This is a genomic window from Acidovorax kalamii (assembly GCF_002245625.1).
Taxonomy (GTDB): domain Bacteria; phylum Pseudomonadota; class Gammaproteobacteria; order Burkholderiales; family Burkholderiaceae_C; genus Acidovorax; species Acidovorax kalamii.
This window is the reverse complement of sequence record NZ_NOIG01000008.1, coordinates 187,380-205,917: the sequence shown is the minus strand read 5'-3', so window position 1 is coordinate 205,917 and position 18,538 is coordinate 187,380. Positions and strand designations below refer to the sequence as shown.

General features: G+C 68.2%; 18 protein-coding genes. 7 read left to right on the top strand and 11 right to left on the bottom strand.

All coding sequences use genetic code 11. The features are described from left to right. Window positions 1–65 precede the first annotated feature (65 nt). Window positions 66–1,487: a serine hydrolase domain-containing protein gene (locus CBY09_RS12315; RefSeq protein ID WP_094289904.1), complete on the top strand. Its 1,422-nt coding sequence runs from the start codon at window positions 66–68 to the stop codon at window positions 1,485–1,487. Window positions 1,488–1,547: 60 nt separating this feature from the next. Then, complete coding sequence (locus CBY09_RS12310) at window positions 1,548–2,582, top strand: M28 family peptidase (protein ID WP_205734134.1); 1,035 nt, start codon at window positions 1,548–1,550, stop codon at window positions 2,580–2,582. Window positions 2,583–2,600: 18 nt separating this feature from the next. Here CBY09_RS12310 and CBY09_RS12305 read toward each other — a convergent pair whose 3' ends face one another. Next, window positions 2,601–2,957, bottom strand: coding sequence for a zinc ribbon domain-containing protein YjdM (locus tag CBY09_RS12305; protein ID WP_094289902.1), 357 nt, complete (start codon window positions 2,955–2,957; stop codon window positions 2,601–2,603). 62 nt (window positions 2,958–3,019) lie between these two features. Further along, window positions 3,020–5,182 (bottom strand): ATP-dependent DNA helicase DinG, encoded by a 2,163-nt coding sequence (dinG, locus tag CBY09_RS12300; RefSeq protein WP_094289901.1) that lies wholly within the window; start codon window positions 5,180–5,182, stop codon window positions 3,020–3,022. Between the two features lie 171 nt (window positions 5,183–5,353). Here dinG and CBY09_RS12295 point away from each other — a divergent pair, with 171 nt between their 5' ends. After that, window positions 5,354–6,718, top strand: coding sequence for a hypothetical protein (locus tag CBY09_RS12295; RefSeq protein WP_240515703.1), 1,365 nt, complete (start codon window positions 5,354–5,356; stop codon window positions 6,716–6,718). A gap of 252 nt (window positions 6,719–6,970) precedes the next feature. Here the strand turns inward: CBY09_RS12295 and CBY09_RS12290 are convergent, their stop codons facing one another. The 4 genes from CBY09_RS12290 to CBY09_RS12275 form a co-directional block, all read right to left on the bottom strand. Next, window positions 6,971–8,881: a B12-binding domain-containing radical SAM protein gene (locus tag CBY09_RS12290; RefSeq protein WP_205734133.1), complete on the bottom strand. Its 1,911-nt coding sequence runs from the start codon at window positions 8,879–8,881 to the stop codon at window positions 6,971–6,973. 94 nt (window positions 8,882–8,975) lie between these two features. Then, window positions 8,976–10,031 (bottom strand): sensor domain-containing diguanylate cyclase, encoded by a 1,056-nt coding sequence (locus CBY09_RS12285; RefSeq protein WP_094289899.1) that lies wholly within the window; start codon window positions 10,029–10,031, stop codon window positions 8,976–8,978. Window positions 10,032–10,079: 48 nt separating this feature from the next. Next, a complete protein-coding gene (locus tag CBY09_RS12280; protein WP_094289898.1) occupies window positions 10,080–10,625 on the bottom strand; it encodes a gamma carbonic anhydrase family protein in 546 nt (181 codons plus the stop codon). A gap of 84 nt (window positions 10,626–10,709) precedes the next feature. Continuing rightward, window positions 10,710–11,399 carry a TetR/AcrR family transcriptional regulator gene (locus CBY09_RS12275; protein ID WP_094289897.1) on the bottom strand — a complete coding sequence of 230 codons (690 nt, stop codon included), beginning with the start codon at window positions 11,397–11,399 and terminating at the stop codon, window positions 10,710–10,712. An 80-nt stretch (window positions 11,400–11,479) separates the two neighbouring features. Here CBY09_RS12275 and CBY09_RS12270 point away from each other — a divergent pair, with 80 nt between their 5' ends. Further along, entirely contained in the window at window positions 11,480–12,619 is a 1,140-nt protein-coding gene (locus CBY09_RS12270; protein ID WP_420807451.1) for an MBL fold metallo-hydrolase, read from the top strand. A gap of 32 nt (window positions 12,620–12,651) precedes the next feature. Here CBY09_RS12270 and pdxR read toward each other — a convergent pair whose 3' ends face one another. After that, window positions 12,652–14,097, bottom strand: coding sequence for a MocR-like pyridoxine biosynthesis transcription factor PdxR (pdxR, locus tag CBY09_RS12265; protein ID WP_094289895.1), 1,446 nt, complete (start codon window positions 14,095–14,097; stop codon window positions 12,652–12,654). A 67-nt stretch (window positions 14,098–14,164) separates the two neighbouring features. On the opposite strand from pdxR, the gene CBY09_RS12260 reads away from it, so the two are divergent. Both CBY09_RS12260 and CBY09_RS12255 read left to right on the top strand, forming a co-directional pair. Continuing rightward, the gene (locus CBY09_RS12260) at window positions 14,165–14,644 is read left to right on the top strand and encodes an OsmC family protein (protein WP_094289894.1); all 480 of its coding nucleotides are present in this window, start codon (window positions 14,165–14,167) and stop codon (window positions 14,642–14,644) included. A gap of 2 nt (window positions 14,645–14,646) precedes the next feature. Further along, complete coding sequence (locus tag CBY09_RS12255; RefSeq protein WP_094289893.1) at window positions 14,647–15,282, top strand: FMN-binding negative transcriptional regulator; 636 nt, start codon at window positions 14,647–14,649, stop codon at window positions 15,280–15,282. Window positions 15,283–15,383: 101 nt separating this feature from the next. Here the strand turns inward: CBY09_RS12255 and CBY09_RS12250 are convergent, their stop codons facing one another. From CBY09_RS12250 to CBY09_RS12245, 3 genes are all read right to left on the bottom strand, one after another. Beyond that, window positions 15,384–16,775, bottom strand: a complete 1,392-nt coding sequence (locus CBY09_RS12250) for a homoserine dehydrogenase (protein WP_094289892.1) — start codon at window positions 16,773–16,775, stop codon at window positions 15,384–15,386. A 122-nt stretch (window positions 16,776–16,897) separates the two neighbouring features. Beyond that, window positions 16,898–17,047: a hypothetical protein gene (locus CBY09_RS23865; RefSeq protein ID WP_156358827.1), complete on the bottom strand. Its 150-nt coding sequence runs from the start codon at window positions 17,045–17,047 to the stop codon at window positions 16,898–16,900. 81 nt (window positions 17,048–17,128) lie between these two features. Continuing rightward, window positions 17,129–17,371 carry an ATP-binding protein gene (locus CBY09_RS12245; RefSeq protein ID WP_094289891.1) on the bottom strand — a complete coding sequence of 81 codons (243 nt, stop codon included), beginning with the start codon at window positions 17,369–17,371 and terminating at the stop codon, window positions 17,129–17,131. 69 nt (window positions 17,372–17,440) lie between these two features. Here CBY09_RS12245 and CBY09_RS12240 point away from each other — a divergent pair, with 69 nt between their 5' ends. After that, complete coding sequence (locus tag CBY09_RS12240) at window positions 17,441–17,743, top strand: acylphosphatase (RefSeq protein WP_094289890.1); 303 nt, start codon at window positions 17,441–17,443, stop codon at window positions 17,741–17,743. On the opposite strand, the gene CBY09_RS12235 is transcribed toward CBY09_RS12240, so the two are convergent. Then, on the bottom strand, window positions 17,721–18,527 hold the full coding sequence (locus CBY09_RS12235; RefSeq protein WP_240515702.1) for a DUF72 domain-containing protein: 807 nt from the start codon (window positions 18,525–18,527) through the stop codon (window positions 17,721–17,723). The two genes, CBY09_RS12240 and CBY09_RS12235, sit on opposite strands and share 23 nt — an antisense overlap. Between the last annotated feature and the right edge of the window lie 11 nt (window positions 18,528–18,538).

Genomic DNA, 18,538 nt, shown 5'->3' with positions numbered 1-18,538 from the left:
TGCCCTTCGCAATGTGTGGCCTACACTGCCCACCCTGTTTCTGGATGCATGGAGCCGAGCAACCCATGAAGAAAAGCACCGCCGATTCGGCCTGGATCAACGCTGCCCTGGACTACCTGCCGCAATGGCTGGATCTGCAACTGGAGCGCTACCGCCAGCCCGGTTGTTCCGTGGCCATCGCACGCGGCGGCAAAACGGTGGCAGAACTGGCGCTGGGTGTGGCCGACCTGCGCACCCACCAACCCCTCACGCCCCGGCACCGCTTGCGCATTGCGTCGCACTCCAAGAGCTTCACAGCAGCGGGTGTCATGCTGCTGCGCGAGCAGGGGAAGGTTGGGCTGGACGACCCCATTGGCCGCTATGTTGATGGCCTGCACAAGGACCTGGCCCGGGCGCGCGTTGGCGAGCTGCTGTCGCACAGCGCAGGCGTGACGCGTGACGGGCCCGATGCGGGCCAGTTCCTGGACCGGCGGCCCTATCTCTCCCGCGCCGAGCTGCTGGCCGACTTGCGCGCCAAGCCGCCGCTGGAGGCAGGGGTACAGCTTAAGTATTCCAACCACGGCTATGGCCTGCTGGGGCTGATGATGGAGCAGGTCACGGGCACGGACTACGCCCGCTGGATGCAGCGCCACGTGATCGCCGCCGCTGGCCTGGAAGAGACCGCCCCCGACATGCCCTACCTGCCCCGGCGCGCGCCCCTGGCCCAGGGCCACAGCAGCGAGTTTCCGTTTGGCCAGCGCCTGATCGTGCCGGGCGACAACGTGTGTGGTGCGATGGCCCCCGCTGCCGGTTTTGTGTCCACCGCGTCGGATGTGGCCCGCTTCTTTTCGCAACTGGCGCCGGACAGCCCGCACAGCATCCTTTCGCCCGCCAGCCGCCGCGAGATGGCACAGCGCCGCTGGCGCGACCCCTGCAACCTGTTCGAGTCCCACTACGGTCTGGGCACCATGCTCAGCGCGCCGGGCCCGCGTGAATGGATGGGCCACACCGGCGGCCTGCAGGGGTTTCTGTCGCGCACCGCGCGCTACCCCGCGCTGGACCTGACGGTGACCGTGCTCACCAACGCGCAGGATGGACTGTCCACCGAGTGGGGGGAAGGCATTGCCAGCATCTTGTTTGCGTTCCAGCAGCATGGTGCGCCGGGTAAAAAGGAAGCCGCCTGGGCGGGGCGCTGGTGGAGCCTGTGGGGCGCGAGCGACCTGGTGCCCATGGGCAAGGTGGTCTGCCAGGTGGCGCCCGCCATGTTTGTGCCCTTCAACGCTGCCACCACCGAGCTGGCCATCACCGGGCGCGACACCGGTGTGGTCCAGAAAGCCTCTGCCTACGCCAGCCCGGGCCAGCCAGTGCGCCGCGTGCGCGATGCCAGCGGCACACCGGCCGAGCTGTGGGTGGGCGGCGCCCAGCTGGTGCCCAAGGACGCCATACTGGCCGAGGCCACCCAGCGCTATCGCAAGGCGCGCCCACGCCGCAGTGCTCTATCAAAGTGACGGATGCGCTCGGGACATATGCATTGGTAATGCGCATGCAGCGCCGATAAAACCAACGCCATGAGAATTTCACAGATCGCCCTGCGCCTGGGGCGAAGCCTGATGCGCATCACCGGCGCCCTCGCCACCGTGTTGGGCCTGCTGCTGGCGACAGTCCTGGCAGTTACCACCATGCCCGGCAGCCCGCACCGCGGCGCGCTCCCGCCCGCCACCTCCGAGCAGCAGGCGCTGGCGCAGCAGTTGCACCGGCATGTGGCCGTGATTGCAGCGCAGGAGCACAACGCCCAGCACCCTGCGGCTCTGGAGACCGTGGCGACCTACCTGGAGTCAGAGCTGGTCTCGTATGGTTACCAGGTGCGGCGCGACGAGTTCAAGGCGCGCGGCGTGGCGGTGCGCAACCTGGAGGTCACGGTGCCCAGCCAGAGCGCACCGGGGCAGCGCCTGGTGGTGGTTGGCGCCCACTACGACTCGGCGCACGAAACACCCGGCGCCAACGACAACGCCACGGGCACCGCCGCCGTGCTGGCCCTGGCCAAAAGCCTCAAGCACCTGGGCGCCACCGCGCAGGCGGATGTGATGTTTGTGCTCTATACCAACGAAGAGCCGCCTTTTTTCAAGACCCCGCAGATGGGCAGCCAGGTGCACGCCCAGGCCTTGCGGGCCCGTGGTGCGCCGGTGGTGGCGATGCTGTCGCTGGAGACCATGGGGTATTTCTCGAACGCCGGAGGGTCGCAGAAGTACCCCTGGCCGCTGAACCAGTTCTACCCCACGCAGGGTGATTTCATCGCCTTCGTCGCAACCACGCCCGACCTGGGGCTGGCGCGCCGGGTGGTCCGGTCGTTCCGCTCGCATGCGGCGTTCCCGTCCGAGGGGATCGCGGCGCCGCGTTTCATCCCTGGCGTGGACTATTCGGACCATGCGGCCTACATCGACGCGGGCTACCCCGCGCTGATGGTGACCGACACCGCCCCCTACCGCTACCCGCACTACCACACGCGCGAGGACACGCCCGACAAGGTGGACTACGACCGCCTGGCCCGCGTGGTGCAGGGCCTGGAGGGGGTGGTGCGCGATCTCGCGCAGTCGCCCCGCTGAGCGGGCTCCGTCGCTCGGTCAGGCCTTCTTCAAGAACTCCGACTTGAGCAGCATGCTGCCCAGGTCCGTCTTGCAGTCCACGTTGTGGCCATCGGCGCCATCGACCAGGCGGATGCCCTTGATCTTGGTGCCCTTCTTGAGCGTGGAAGAAGAACCCTTGACCTTGAGGTCTTTCACCAGGATCACCGCGTCGCCATCGGCCAGAGGGTTGCCATTCGCATCCCGGACGATGCCGTCGCCTGCATCGGCGTCGGTCTCCGCAGTATCGGCCACTTGCGGCCATTCAAACGCGCAGTCGGGGCACACGTAGTTGCTGCCGTCGGGGTAGGTGTTCTCCAGGCCACATTGGGGGCAGGCAGGTACGGTGTGGGGCATGGGGGTCCTCTCTGGGGTTGTTGTAGTGGTTATGAAATCGAAGGGGGCAAAGTATCACCGCTTCACAGCGGCGCGCGTTGCTCCAGCGCAAACGGTGGCAAGCCCTTGAGCAGGCGCTGCCCGTAGCTGGTGCGCACCAGGCGTTTGTCGTAGCAGTACACATGGGCCTGGTCTTCCTCGGTGCGGATGGCGCGGCCCACCCATTGCGCCAGGCGAATGGCGGTGGCGGGCACCACCAGTTCGCTGAAGGGGTCGCGGCCCACGGCGCGCAGCCATTCGGCACGGGCCTCGCCCACGGGGTCGTCGGGCGGGGCGAAGGGCAGCTTGGTGATGAAGACCGATTCGCACAGGCGCCCTGGCAAATCCAGCCCCTCGCCAAATGACTGCATGCCAAAGATGACCGAGGGCTCGCCGTTCTCCACCCGCTCGCGGTGGCGGCGCAGCAGCTGTGTGCGCGGCAGCGCGTTCTGCACCAGCACCACGCTGCGCATGGCGGTGGGCAGCGCGTCCACCGCTTGGCGCATCTGTTCGCGTGAGGTGAACAGCACCAGCGCGCCGTATTCCACGCGGGCAATGTCGTGCAGCAGTGCATCGACCATCTCGGTGGTGAACTGCGCGGCGTTCTTGGGGTCGGCGCGCGTCTCGGCCGCAATCAGCGTGCCCTGCGCGGCGTAGTTGAAGGGGCTGGGCACCTCCAGCGTGGTGGTGGCCTCGTCACCATGCAGGCCCGCCTCGCGCAAGAAGAAGTCGAAGTGCCCGCAACTGGTGAGCGTGGCTGAGGTGAGCACCGCGCCGCGCACCGCGCTCCACAGGTGGTTGCGCAGCGTGGTGCCAGGCAGGATGGGGCTGGCGTGCGCCTTGACCACGATGAAGTCGCCGTCTACCTCCAGCGTGAACCACTTGGCCGCTGGCACCGCGCCTTCGGGCGCATCCTGCAGCAGCAGTTGTGCGGTGGCGTGCAGCTCTTCCAGGCGCGGGGCCAGCATGCCGATCTGCGCGTACAGCGTGGACAGGCGCTTGGCCTCGTCGGGCTTGTCACGCATCTCGGCACGCAGGGCCTTGCTGATGGCGCGCAGCGCATCGAGGAAGCCTTCGGCACTCGCGGCCAGCAGGCCCAACGGGGCGATGAGTTGTTCTGGCAGCTCGCCCCGTGGCACACGCACGCGCGCTGGGCCCCAGGCGCTGGGCTGGCTCTTGAGCTGGGCGCCGTACACGTCCATCACGATGCGCGCCAGGTCCTGCAGCGTTTGCCGCAGCTGGGCCGAGTGCTTGGGGATGTCGGCAATCTCCTCCACTTCCAGCAGCGCGCCAATGCGCAGGCCCCGGCTGGCCAGCCGCTCGATCCAGGTGATGCGCGACAGGTCCATGCTGCACGCGAACTGGTCGAGGGCCGTGGCGGGCAGGTGGTGGGCTTCGTCCAGCACCAGCAGGCAGTTGTCCAGCTCAGGCAGCACGCGCGCGCCCAGCGACGACAGCAGCAGATCGTGGTTGGCCACGATCACCTGCGCGCCCACCAGCTCCTTGCGTTTGTCGTAATAAGTGCACTGGCTGAAGGCGGGGCAGTGTTTGCCGGTGCACGATGCGCCCTCGGCCGCCACGGGGCTCCACACCTCGGGCTCGGGCGGCGTGTCCAGGCTGTCGCGGTCGCCATCCCACGCGCCCTTCGACAGCGTCTGCGCCATCGTGGAATAGAACTGGATGCGCGCCTCGGTCTCGTGCCGGGGGCGTTTGGCGCGGGCGGCGGCTTCTTCCTCGGCAAACAGGTCGTCGTCGGCCTCTTCCTCGGCCTCGCCCGTGCCCGCCAGGCGGTCGAGCTTGAGCTTGCACACATAGCGCCCGCGCCCCTTGGCCAGCGCAAATTTGAAGGGCTGCGGCATCAGCGCGGCCAGTGCGGGCAGGTCCTTGTTGACCAGTTGCTCCTGCAGCGCCACCGTGGCCGTGGAGATCAACACCCGCGTGCCGCGCGACAGCGCCAGCGCAATGGCGGGTGCGCAATACGCCAGCGACTTGCCCACGCCTGTGCCCGCCTGGATGACGGCGATGGACCGCGTGGGTGCGGCCTCGCCGCCTTCTTCATCCACCTTGCCCAGCGTGGCGCTGCTGAAGGTGCGCGCCACCTGCTCGGCCATCAGCCGCTGGCCAGCGCGGCTGCGAAAACCCTCGGTGGCCTGCACCACCGCATCGAAAGATTCAAGGGCCTGCGCGGCCCACACCTGTTGAGACATACAGTAGTGTCGCATGCTCCAGACGGTGTGGCGGCCGACCGCGCGGTGCGGTTGAATTCTGGCCCCGCAGCAACCCCTTGGTCGCACAATCCGCGCACGACGACACCAAAAAAAGGGGATGCGATGCGAGGGAGAACAGCGCGGGCTGCAGGCCTTGGCCTGCACGGGACCATGGCATGGCAGCAAGTCTTGGCGCAATGGCTGGGCTGGGCGGTGCTGGCGATGTGCCTGGCGGCCAGCGCGGGGGCCGGGGCGCAATCCAAAACCTCGCCCGCAGTGGCGCAGGCAGACAAAACCCAGGAGCGCCAGCGTTTGCTCGCGCAGCAGCTGGTCCCTACCGACCCGGCACGGTTTGCCTGGGTGCGCGCGGCCGAGGCCGTGGGCCAGGGGGCGGATGCGATTCATCTGCGGCTGGCCTTGGTGGACGACTGGCTGCGGGCGCTGGAAGGCGGCCCAGCGCCAGCGGGGAGCAGCATCGAAGCCGCCATCGCCCATGGCCGGGCGGTGGACCCATCGTTTCTGGAGCGCCGCGCCCGGGCCGTGTGGCCCGCCATCCTGCAGGCGCAGCAGCTGCGGGCCGAGTGGGATCGCGATGGCCCCGAGGTGCCCCGCCCGCCCGAGCTGGATGCGCTGGGGGCCGAGCTGGTGCAGGAAGGGCCAGGCTTGTGGGTGCGGCGGGCGCAGGACGGGCGGCTTCGGGGGCTGTACCTGTGGGTGGGCGTGCGCAACATGCTGGCCGAACCCCTGCCCCTGCCGGAATTCGCGCTGCAGCTGGGCCGCCCCGGCCTGCAACCGGCGGCGCCGCTGATGCAATGCGCGCTGCCCCGCTACAGCACGCGCCAGTGGGTGCCGCCGCAAAGCACCCAGCACTACCTGTGCAGTGCGGTCGAGGGCGGTTTCGGACTGCCACCTGCCGGCGTCAGCTGGCTGGCGCAGATGGGGCACTGGTTCAGCCAGGGGGCGGCGCTGCAGACCGTCATTCCCCAGCAAGACCAGGCCTTGTCGCGCACCGCCCGCATCCTTGTGCAGGTGGACAACCCGGCGGTGGACAACTTTCTGCGTGGTGCCCGTGAATCCACCGAGAAGCAGCAACAACTACACAAAGAACAGGCCCAGGCGGCCAAGAAGGCCCGTGAAGCCACGCCAGCGCGCCGCTCTGGCGAGTCGCTGCCGCTCTGGCTCAAGCGGCTGATGTTCCTGGGCGGGGTGGTGGGCGCAATGGTGCTGTATGGCCTGCTCGCGCACCACTTCAGCGTGGCGGTGGCGTCCGGGGTGCTGTGGTGGGGCCTGGCGATTCCGAGCGCGATCCTTCTGCACTCGATCTGGACCATGGGCGGGACCGACGGCTGGGGCAAGCTTGTGGCCATCGTCCTGTCCGGGGCCGCCATCGCAGCGCCTTTTGTGGGCACGCTCGCCGCGTACACGGTCTACAAGCTGGTGGTGAGCGAGCGGGCGCGCCGCAAGGCGATCCTCTTCTTGGTCGGCGTGATCGTGGTCATAGTGGTCCATGCGCTGGAGCGGTGGTTGTTCTGGTGACAGCAGGCTCCGCACGCGCGCAGCAGCGAAGGGCCTGGGCCTGCAACGCGGGGCTGCCGGTGGCGCGGAGTGGAGGGACTCTGCGGTGGCTCAAAAGCAGAAAAAAGCGCCCAAGACGTCCTGAAAGCGCCGGGCAGATCGGGTGCTATATGCTCCTGAAATAATAGCTACTAGCGCTTGTCCATCAGGCGCAGAGGCCACTTTTTGCATGAAATTTGCCGACACAAATGTCAGCGGGATGTGAGCCGGTGCTTATCCCCGCTCGCGCAACGCCCGCTCAATCCGGTCGCGCCGCACAGTGGTCTTGGGCACCTTGAACGGGAACCAGCTGCGCACGTCTTCCTCCAGGCCGATGCCGTGCATGTAGTTGTAGATGGCCTTCTTGAGCGCGCCGCCCAGCGCGTCGTGGTCCACGCCCGTGGGGTCGATGAAGGCCACGTCGTTCTTGGCGAAGTCACCGGGCGGCAGTGGCGCCAGCGTCACACCGTATTCCTCGGGATTCTTGCCAACCGGTGAGTGCACTGTGCAGGCAAAGCGGTGGAAGAACCCGCTCTGGATGCAGCCGTTGGCGAACAGCTGGCGCACGTATTCGAGCGCGTCCACGGTGTCCTGCACGGTCTGCGTGGGAAAGCCGTACATCAGGTACGCATGCACCAGGATGCCCGCGTCGGTGAAGGCCCGGGTCACGCGCGCCACCTGGTCCACCGACACGCCTTTTTTCATGAGGTTGAGCAGCCGGTCGGACGCGACCTCCAGCCCGCCGGAGATGGCAATGCAGCCGCTGTCGGCCAGCAGATCGGCCAGTTCGGGCGTAAAGGTTTTTTCAAACCGCACATTGCCCCACCAGCTGATGCCCGCGTTGCGCGCAATCAGCTCGGTGGCCAGCGCCTTGAGCGCCTTGGGCGGTGCAGCCTCGTCCACAAAGTGAAAGCCCGTCTGCCCTGTCTCGCGCACGATCTCCTCGATGCGGTCGGCCAGCACAGCAGCACTCGCGCCCTCGTAGCGGCTGATGTAGTCCAGGCTCACGTCGCAGAAGCTGCACTTCTTCCAGTAGCAGCCGTGCGCCACGGTGAGCTTGTTCCAGCGCCCGTCGCTCCACAGGCGGTGCATGGGGTTGAGCATGTCCAGCAGCGACAGGTAGCGGTCCAGCGGCAGGCCGTCCCAGGTGGGGGTGCCCACCTCGGCAAAGGCCACATCGGCCTCCATCATGTTGATGTACTGGACCGCGCCATCGTCACCGCGCACGAAGGTACGCACCAAGCGCTGGCGGCCGCGCTCGCCGCGCAGGTGTTCCAGCAGCGCCAGCAATGGGCGCTCGCCCGCGTCCAGGGTCACGTAGTCGAAGTGGTCGAACACGCGCGGGTCGGCCAGCTCGCGCAGTTCGGTGTTCACAAAGCCGCCGCCCAGCACGGTGGCGATGTGCGGGTGGCGCGCCTTGATGGCCTGCGCGATGCGGAACGCGGCGTACACCGAGCCGGGGAAGGGCACCGACAGCAGCACCACGGTGGGCTGGTGGCGGGCGACGGCCTCGTGCGTGAGCTGCTCCAGCAGCGCGTCCACCAGCGTGGGCGGTGCGGCCAAGGCATTCGCCAGCGGGTCGAACGTGGGCTGGCTGCCTGCCAGCGATTCGGCATAGCGCACAAACTCGAAACGCTCGTCCACCGCGTCGCGCAGCACGTCGGCCAGGTCGTTCAGGTACAGCGTGGCCAGGTGCTTGGCCTTGTCGTGCAGGCCCAGGGCGCCAAAGGCCCAGCCCAGCGGGTCGCCGCCCTCGTCGTCCACATACACGTCCAGTGACGCGAAGCGCGGCCCTTCGGGCAGGTAGTGGCGGCCCGTGATGCGGTGCGCCAGGGTGCTGTCGCGCCCTTGCAGGAAGGCAATGGCGGGGCCGATGGTGGCGAGGTAGCGGTCCTGCTGCGCGGCAAAGGACTGCACGGCAGGGCTGCGCTGCTTGGCGGGCAAGGCTTGTACGCGCGCCGCCACATCCTGCAGGCCCTCGGGGGACAGCAGCCGCAGCACCAGCGCCAGCGCCAGGTCTTCCTGGAACGCCGTGATCCCCCGCGAGCGCAGAAAGCCCGTGAGGTAGGCGGTGGAGGGGTAAGGCGTGTTCAGCTGCGTCATCGGCGGGATGACGGAGAGCACGCGGCACGGGGAAGAGGCCATGGAATCTCGGGGGTGGTATGCCCCGATTATCCCGGGCCCCCGGTTCTGCGCGGGGGGTGTGGCTACTGCCGCTTGCGCGCGGCGGTTGCCGGGGTCAGCCGTGGGGGGCGGTTCCGCTGCGCGCCTGGGCCAATGCGTCCAGGGCCTGGCGGCGTGCGTGTTTGACCTGGTACATGGTCTGGTCGGCTGTGCGCAGGGCATCCTCTGCCCGGTGGTACTGGCCGGGCGCGATGGTGGTCACGCCCACGCTGGCGCCAGCGTAGTCCAGGGCCACGCCTGGCAGCACAAAGTGGCCCTGGGTGGCCTGGGTGATGCGCTGGCTGAGCATATCCTGCGCAGACTGCGCGGCGTCGCCCGCATGGGCGCTCAGGCTGATCACCACAAACTCGTCGCCGCCCAGGCGTGCGGCCAGGTCCTCGGCGCGCAGCACGCCCCTCAGGCGCTGCGCAATGGCCACCAGGAACTGATCGCCGACCGCGTGGCCGTGGGTGTCGTTGATCGCCTTGAATCCATCCAGGTCGATGAACGCGATCTGCACGCCCATCTTGCGCCGCAGCCCCTGCGCCAGCATGCGCTCCAGCGCCTCCATGAGTGCGCGGCGGTTGGGCAGCCCGGTGAGCGGGTCGGTGGCGGCGGCTGTGGCCAGCTGCTCGTTGGCGGACAGCAGTTTCTGGATCAGCCGTTCGCGCTCCACCTGCTGGCCGATGAGGTAGGCGAACAGCGTGAGGATGCGTTCGGCCTCGGGCGTGCGCGGGCGGGCATGGGTGCTGGCCGCACACAGCGTGCCGTACAGCGCGCCGTCGCCCATGCGCACAGGCTTGCTCACATAGGTGCGGATGCCCAGGTCGCGCGCGGCTCCCGAATCGCCCCAGCAGGCGGGCACATCGTCGGTGAAGGTGCGCCCCTCTTCCAGCGCGCGCTTGCACAGCGTGTCGTTCCACGGCACCACGAGTCCCTCGGGGATCTGCATGGCGCTGGTGTTGCGGGCGTACAGCACATGCTGCACCCCCCGGGCCTCGTCGATGGAGGTGAGGTAGGTGGACTCCAGCCCCGTCACCGCCTCCAGCATTTCCAGCAGCGGCCGCGTCAGCTCCTCGACGGAGCGGGCCACAGAGACGGATTCGGAGAGTTGCTCAAGAATTTCGCTCATACGCCGGAAATTATGGCCTGGGCCATGGTGCGCGCCGCAGGGCCGGGTTCAAAGACCGGGCGCGGGTGGGGCCAGGTAGTTGTTCTTGACGCGCACATAGTGCTCGGCCGAATACTTCAGGTAGGCGATCTCGGCCTCGGTGAGCGCGCGCTGGCGCACCGCAGGGCGGCCGATGTAGAGGTAGCCGCTTTCCAGCACCTTGCCGGGCGACACCAGGCTGCCCGCGCCCAGCATCACGCGGTCTTCGATCACCGCGTCGTCCATCACGATGGAGCCCATGCCGATGAGGCATTCGTTGCCGATGCGGCAGCCGTGCAGGATCACCGAATGGCCGATGGTGACGTAGTCGCCGATGACCAGCGGCGAGCCCTCGGGCTTGCTGGCGTTGCGGTGCGAGACATGGCCCATGGTGAGGTCCTGCACGTTGCTGCACATGCCCACGGTGATGCGGTTCACGTCGCCGCGCAGCACGGCGTTGCACCAGACCGAGCTGTCGCGGCCCAGGGTGACGTCGCCGATGACCTGGGCGGAATCGTGGACAAAAACGCCGGTGTCCAGTGTGGGTTGGGTATCGAGGTAGGGAGCGATGGGCATGGGGTGTGGGGCTCGGGGCCCAGGAAGAGAAAACGAGAGGGTTCGGCGAGTGCAGTGCTGCTGCCCGGGGCGCGGGCGGTGCAGTCAGCGCCGCCGGGCCGCGCGCTTGGCGGGGGCGGCTGTGGTGCCGGTGGCATCCATGGCGGGTCGCACGGCGTAGAACCCCAGAAACATGTCCACCGCATCGCCCAGCACCTGCTGCTGCTCGGCGGTGGTAAGGGGGGCTTGCCCCATGGCCAGCTGGGGCCAGAAGGCGAACGACTTGACCATGCCGTGCAGCTGGTGTGCGGCGTACTGCGGGTCTACGCCCGCGCGCAGGGCGCCGTCCTGCTGGGCGGCGCGGATCCAGCGCGGCAGGCCCTCTTCCTTTTCGGACAGGCGCGCCACCATGGCCTGGGCGCGCTCTGGCGTGTGCATCATCTCGGCGATGGCCACGCGCGAGAGGTCGATGAAGCTCGCGTCGTTCAGCAGCTCCATCTTCTGCTCCAGCACCGCCAGCAGCTGCGTGCGCAGCGGGCGGGCGGCGTCGTAGGCCACATCGGCCAGCGAATGGCTACGGTCCCACAGGTGGTCCAGGATGGCCTCGAACAGCTCGTCCTTGCTGGGAAAGTGGTTGTACACCGTGCGCTTGGACACATCTGCCGCAGCGGCCACGCGGTCCATGCTGGTGCCGCTGAAGCCATGCTCGCGGAACTCGGCAATGGCGGCCTGCACGATGGCGTCGCGCTTGCGGTCGGTCAGGCGGGTGGGGGGAGCGGTGGGGGCCTCGGTCATAGACAAAATTTTACACTGAGTAGTTTACTTTTCTGAAAAGTGAACTACACTGTGCAGTGTAATTTTCCAAGGGCATCTCCATGCTCCGAACCCTCGTCCTCCTCACTGTCCTGATCGCCATGGCCTACAGCATTCTTTCGTGCACCACCCTGCCGGCAAGCTCCTACGAGCAGTCGCCCCAGTACACCGAAGGCAAGTTCCGCAACGCCGCGCCGCGCCAGGCGCCAGGTTTTGCCAAGACCCTGGCCATCATGTGGCGCTTCATGACCGAGAAGCCTGCCGATGCCGTGCCTGCAGAGCCGCCCCAGGTGCTGCCGCTCACGCAGGCAGACCTGCTCAAGGCCCCCGACCTGAGCCTGTGGCGCCTGGGCCACTCGACCATGCTGCTCAAGCTGCAGGGCCAGTTCTGGCTGACCGACCCGGTGTTCTCCGAGCGCGCCTCGCCGTTTACCTTCATGGGCCCCAAGCGCTTCCACGCGCCGCCCATCGCCATCGACGAGCTGCCGCCCATCACCGGCGTGGTGCTGTCGCACGACCACTACGACCACCTGGACTACGACGCCATCCAGAAGCTCGCCCCCAAGGTGGCGCACTTCGTGACGCCGCTGGGCGTGGGCGACCGCCTCATTGGCTGGGGCGTGCCCGCTGCCAAGGTGCAGCAGTTCGACTGGTGGCAGGGCACCACCATCGCCGGTGTGAAGCTGGTGGCCACGCCCGCCCAGCATTTCTCGGGCCGCAGCCTGTCGGACGGCAACCGCACGCTGTGGGCATCGTGGGTGATCCAGTCCGGTGACACCCGCATTTTCTTCAGCGGCGACACGGGTTACTTCGACGGCTTCAAGGCCATTGGCGAACGCTTTGGCCCGTTCGACCTGACCCTGATCGAAACCGGCGCCTACGACGCCCAGTGGCCCGACGTGCACATGCAGCCCGAGGAAAGCCTGCAGGCCCACCTGGATGTGAAGGGCCGCCACCTGATGCCCATCCACAACGGCACCTTCGACCTGGCGCTGCACGCTTGGACCGACCCGTTCGACCGCATCACGGCCCTGGCTGATAAAGCCGGTGTGCCCCTGGTCGCTCCGGTGATGGGCGAGCGCCTGGACATCCGCCAGCCTGCGTTGTCGAAGCAATGGTGGAAGGGCACGCAGCCGCTGGCGCGCCCTGCGGTGATGACCGAGGGCAATGGCGTGGCCGCCCGCGTGCCTGCGCAGTCCTGAGGCACCAAGGCCTTTGCTTCAAAGGACTTGCTTCAAAGCCCTTGCGCCAGCCGCGCCACTACACGCGCGGCGCCCACGATCTCGGCCTCGCTGTAGCCCGCGTAGCCAAACAGCCACCCGCGCCGCTGTGATTGCATGGCGTAACGCGACAGCGGCGCCAGCATCACCCCGGCCGTGAGTGCCTTGCGGCTCAGGGTCTCGTCGTCACTGCCCGGCGCGGCCTCGTGCAGCAGGTGCATGCCCCGGTCGCTGGGGGTGATTTGCAGGGCACCATCGCTCGCGTCGGCCAGGGCATGGATCAGCACCTGCTGGCGCACCTGGTACAGCTCGCGCATCTGCCGCAGGTGGCGCAGCAGGTGGCCGTCGGCAATGAAGCGCGCGAGCACGGCCTGCGCATCGCCCGGTGCGTGCCGGTCGGTGATGGCGCGGGCCATGGCAAAGGCCTCCACCAGCGCGGGCGGCACCACCACAAAACCCAGGCGCAGGCCGGGGTGAAGGGTCTTGCTGAAGGTGCCCACATACAGCACCCGTTCCGAGCCCGGCAGGCTGCACAAGGCGGGCACCCGCTGGGCTGCACTGCCGTATTGGAATTCGCCGTCGTAGTCGTCCTCCACCACCCAGGCATCGTGTGCGCGCGCCCAGTGCAGCAGCGCCTGGCGCCGTGCCAGGCCCATGCCTACGCCGGTGGGGAACTGGTGCGTGGGCGTGACCACGGCCATGCGTGCACCGGGCCACAACGTGGCGCCTTCGGCGATGCACAGGCCCTGCGCATCCAGCGCCACGGGCCGCGCCAGGGCGCCATGGGCCAGCAGGCTGGCGCGGATGCCGGGGTAACCGGGGTCTTCCACCAGCACCTCGTCGCCCGCGTCCAGCAGCAGCCGCGCGATCAGGTCGATGCCCTGCTGCGAACCCGAGCACACCACCACCTGCGCCGCGTCGCAGCGGATGCCGCGCGAGGCCCACAACCACAGCGCAATGGCCTGGCGCAGGTCGGGGTCGCCCGCCGGGTCCAGGTACTGCGCGCGGGCACTGCGCTGGGCGGGGCTGGCCTGGCGCGCCAGGCGGTCCCACAGCGCAAACGGAAAGCTGTCCACCTCGGGCGCGCCGATGCGGAACGCGCGCGCCGCCACATGCGGCGGGCGCCAGCGCGCGGCTGTCTCGGCAATGAGCTGCCCGCGCCGCGACAGCCCGCGCGGCGGTGCGACCAGCCCTTGCAGGGGCGGTGTCCCTGCGGCCTGCGAGACATAGGTGCCGTCGCCCACACGCGCCTCCACATAGCCCTCGGCCTGCAGGCGCTGTACAGCCCACAGCACCGTGTTGCGCGCCACGCCCAAGCTGGCCGCCTGCTCGCGCGAGGGTGGCAGGCGCGTGCCCGCAGGCAGGCGGCCCTGCTCGATGGCGCCGCGCAGCTGCTCGTACACCTGCTGGCGCAGCAGACCGGTGGGGCCGCCGGGGGTATTGGCTCTGGCAACGGGCATGAATTGGTTCCTTTGATGGGGCTGTACCGCCATAAACTGAAGAACCATTGTAGAAAGACCTCCCACCATGGCCGAGCACCTCGCCACCATCATCTGGACCCGTGGCACCGACGATTTCCTGGACAAGCGCTACCACCGCGCCCACCGCTGGCAGTTCGATGGCGGGGCCACCGTGGCCGCGTCGTCGTCGCCCCATGTGGTGCCGTTGCCGTATTCCGACGCGGCGGCGGTGGACCCCGAAGAAGCCTATGTCGCGGCGCTGTCGAGCTGCCACATGCTGTGGTTCATGGACTTCGCCAGCCGCGCGGGCTATCGGCTCAACCGCTACACCGACGCGGCCGTGGGCACCATGGCCAAGAACGCAGAGGGCCAGCTGGTCGTCACCCACGTGCAGTTGCGCCCCGTCACATGCTTTGACGCGGCCCACGCGCCCAGCGCTGCCCAGCTGGACGACCTGCACCACCGCGCGCACGCGTCGTGTTTTCTGGCCAACTCGGTCAAGACGCAGATCGACTGTGCGCCCGTGCTCGAAGTGGAAGGCGCCTGACCATGGCCAACCCCAACCGGCAATTCCAAGTCACCGAACCGGCCACCCTGCACGCGCTGGTGCAGGCGCAGCCCCTGGCCACGCTGGTGATCGCGCACGCCGGTGCGCAACACGTCAACCACATCCCGCTGTACCTGGACCCCGCGCGCGGCCCCCACGGCACCCTGGTTGGCCATGTGGCCCGCGCCAATGGTGTGTGGCCGCTGCTGCCGCAAACGGCGGTGGCGGTGTTCCACGGCCCGCAGGCCTATGTGTCGCCCAGCTGGTATCCGTCCAAGGCCATCGACGGCAAGCAGGTGCCTACCTGGAACTACGCCGCCGTGCACGCCCACGGCACCTTGAGCGCGGTGGACGACCCGGTGCGCCTGCGCGCCATTCTGCACACGCTCAGCGAGCGGCACGAAGCCCACCGCCCCGACCCCTGGCGCATTGACGACGCGCCGCCCGACTACATCGACAAGCTGCTGCGCGCCATCGTGGGCATCGAGCTCGCAGTGGAGCGCTGGGAGGGCATCTGGAAGGTGAGCCAGAACCGCACCGACACCGACCGCGCCGGTGTGGTGCAGGGCCTGATGGCCGAGGGCACCCCTGCCGCCAAGGGCATGGCGGCGCTGGTGCAGGGTGGGCTGACGGCCTAGCTGGTTGGCAGGGATTGATTGCTATCAAATATGTAGCTTGTTGCGCATGATGGACGCGCGCAAGCGGCCTATTTTGTTCAAAACTCTCCCGCCGCTGTCCCTCAGCCCTCCAGCATCTCCACCCGCAGTGCCGCCACGGGCCCGGCCACGGCGGGGTGTGCGGCCAGCGCGTGCACGGCCAGGTCCACGGTGCTTTGCGTCACCGCGTCCGTCAGCACCAGCACCTGCGGGCCCATGCCGTTGGGCGCGGCTTTTTCGCAGGCCAGCTCCACACGCAGCACCGGCACCTGCTGCGCCGCCAGCCAGGCGCCCACGGCCTCGATCTGCTGGGCCTGGTGCACGGGCACACGCAGGTAGTGGCGCGTGTGCACGGCGGCGCGCGGCAACACGGCCAAGTTGTCGTTGACCGCGTCAGCGTGAAATCCCAGGTGCGGCACCCGCTGCGCGGCGTGGGTGCCCTGCAGCCGTGCCACATCCACCAGGTCGGCAATCACGGCCGACGCGGTCTGCTCCGACCCCGCCCCCGCGCCGTAGTACATCGTCACGCCCGAGGCATCGCCCTTGACCATCACGGCGTTCATGGACCCGTTCACATGCGCCAGCAAATGCGTGGCGGGCACCAGCGCGGGCTGCACGCGCAGCTCCACCCCTTCGGCGTCACCGTCCTGTCGCCGCTTGGCCACGCCCAGCAGCTTGATGCGATAGCCCAGCTGCTCGGCGCAGGTCACGTCCAGACCCTGCAGCGCAGTGATGCCCTCCACCTGCGCATCGGCAAACCGCACCGGCATGCCAAACGCATTGGCCGCCAGCAGCGAGATCTTGTGGGCCGCGTCCAGGCCCTCGATGTCAAACGTCGGGTCGGCCTCGGCATAGCCCAGCGCCTGGGCCTGGGCCAAGGCCTCGGCAAAGCCCACGCCTTCATCGCGCATCTTGCTCAGGATGAAGTTGGTGGTGCCGTTGATGATGCCTGCCACCCACTCGATGCGGTTGGCCGTGAGGCCCTCGCGCAGCGCCTTCACGATGGGGATGCTCACTGCCACCGCGCCTTCGTACGCCACGGCCACGCCGTGCTGGCGCGCGGCGGCAAAGATCTCATTGCCGTGCTCGGCCAGCAGCGCCTTGTTGGCGGTGACCACATGCTTGCCCGCACGGATGGCGGCCAGCACCCAGTCGCGTGCGGGGCCGGTGCCGCCTGCGGCCTCCACCAGCACATCCACGTCGGGGTGCGTGGCGACCTGCATCGGGTCGTTGGTCAGGGCCACATCCTTGCCCACCACGCTCATGGCGCGGGCCAGGCTGCGGGCGCAGACTACCACCATCTTGATGCCCCGCCCTGCGCGGCCTGCAATCAGCGCCTGGTTGCGCGTCAGCACGCGGAAGGTGCCTGCGCCCACGGTGCCAATGCCAATCATGCCCACGCGCAGAGGGCGCATGGCCGTGGCGGACGACGGCAACGATGGGGCTTCGAGGGACTGGACGGGATCGCGGTACATGGACTTCTCCGGCTAACGAACAAACAAAAAAACCCAGCTGCCAGAGCTGGGTTTCGTGCATTCGTCTTGGGGGAGAAGAGAGCGATCACCAGGTGGCTGCCGAAACGGCCACCTGCGCGTGCTCAGGTGGCCGCGGTGGTAATGGTGGTAATCATTCGTGCACCCAGTGCCCGCTGTTCACCATTGGCCCGCGTGAGTGCGGGCGGCATCATGCCCATGCCTTGGAAGGCAGCGGCGCGTGCGGTGGTGATAGGGAGGGAGGTGAACGACATGAAGGGCGCAGTGTACCGGATGCAGGCCGGGGCCTGTCAACCCGCCTTTACGCGCCTTTGTTGACCCGTGGCGTAACGGCCTCACCGGGCCTGGGTGGCCGCCACCCGCACCATGCGGATCGCATCGAACGGGCAGCGCACCGCGCACAGCGCACACCCGGTACAGCCCGGCGCGTCGTGCAGGGTGGAGCACTTGGGGCCCCAGGGCCCCGCGCCCAACACCTGTAGCGACAGCACATGCGGCGGGCACACCGCAATGCACCAGCCGCAGCCGGTGCAGCGCTGGGGGTCGATGGTGGGCAGGGCCTTGGGGGTGGTGGTCATGGGGTGCGGTGGTGCTGTCAGTGTGCCCCTGGAGCGGGCTCCCCACAAGGAGCGCGCTACAGTGCCCCCATGAACGCAGAACCCCACGCCACCATCACCAGCCATCTGTTGATCACCGGCCATGTGCAGGGCGTGGGCTACCGCTGGTCCATGGCGCAGGCCGCCAATCGACTGGGCGTGACGGGCTGGGTGCGCAACCGCCAGGATGGCCGCGTGGAGGCCTGCGCCTGGGGCCCGGAACCCGCCGTGCGGGCCCTCATCGACTGGGCACACCAGGGACCTGACCACGCGCGCGTGGACCGCGTGGTGGTAGGCAATGTGCCTGATGGCGGCGAGGCGCCGCAGGGCTTCACTCAGCGCGAGACGGTGTAGCGCCCAGCTGCCTGAGCAACTCCATCGCCCCTGCCGGCGCCCGCTCTTTGGCGCCGTTGATGAAGTACACAAACACATCGCGCGGCCGCTCGCCGCTGGTCCAGGTGCGCACGCCATGCGCCCATTGCGCAATCGCCTCGGGCGTGTAGCCCGTGGGCACATCGGCCTGGCTGCGCATCAGCCGCAGGTAGGCAAAGTCGGCCTCTGCATCCGCGATGGCGGGAAATTGGTCGGAGTCGGTGTACACAGGCACGCAGCCATAGCGGCGCGCCAGCGCCACAAACGCTGGCGTCGCAAAACTCGGGTGGCGCACATCCAGCGCGTGGTGCAGCTGCAGGTCACCCACCTGCTGCGGCAGCAGGGCCAGAAAGGCCTCGAAGTCGCCCGGCTCAAACGCCTTGGTCGGCATGAACTGCCACACGATGGGCCCGAGCTTGTCCTTCAGTTCCGAGATGCCACTGTCGACAAACCGTGCGATCGAATCGCCCGCCTCGGCCAGCACGCGCCGGTGCGTGGCAAAGCGGTTGGCCTTGAGTGAGAACACAAAGCCTTCGGGCGTTTCATCGCGCCACTTGGCAAAGGTGAGTGGTTTGAAGGTGCTGTAGTAGGTGCCGTTGACCTCGATCGCCGTGAGTTGTCGGCTGGCGTATTGCAGCTCCTTGCTGTGCGCCAGCCCTGCGGGGTAGAAGTTGTTGCGCCAAGGCTCGAAGGTCCAGCCGCCAATGCCAACGCAGATGCGTGGGTTGCTGTCGCTGGGCTCGCGGTTGCTGGCAGAGATGTCCACGGTGTTGTCCT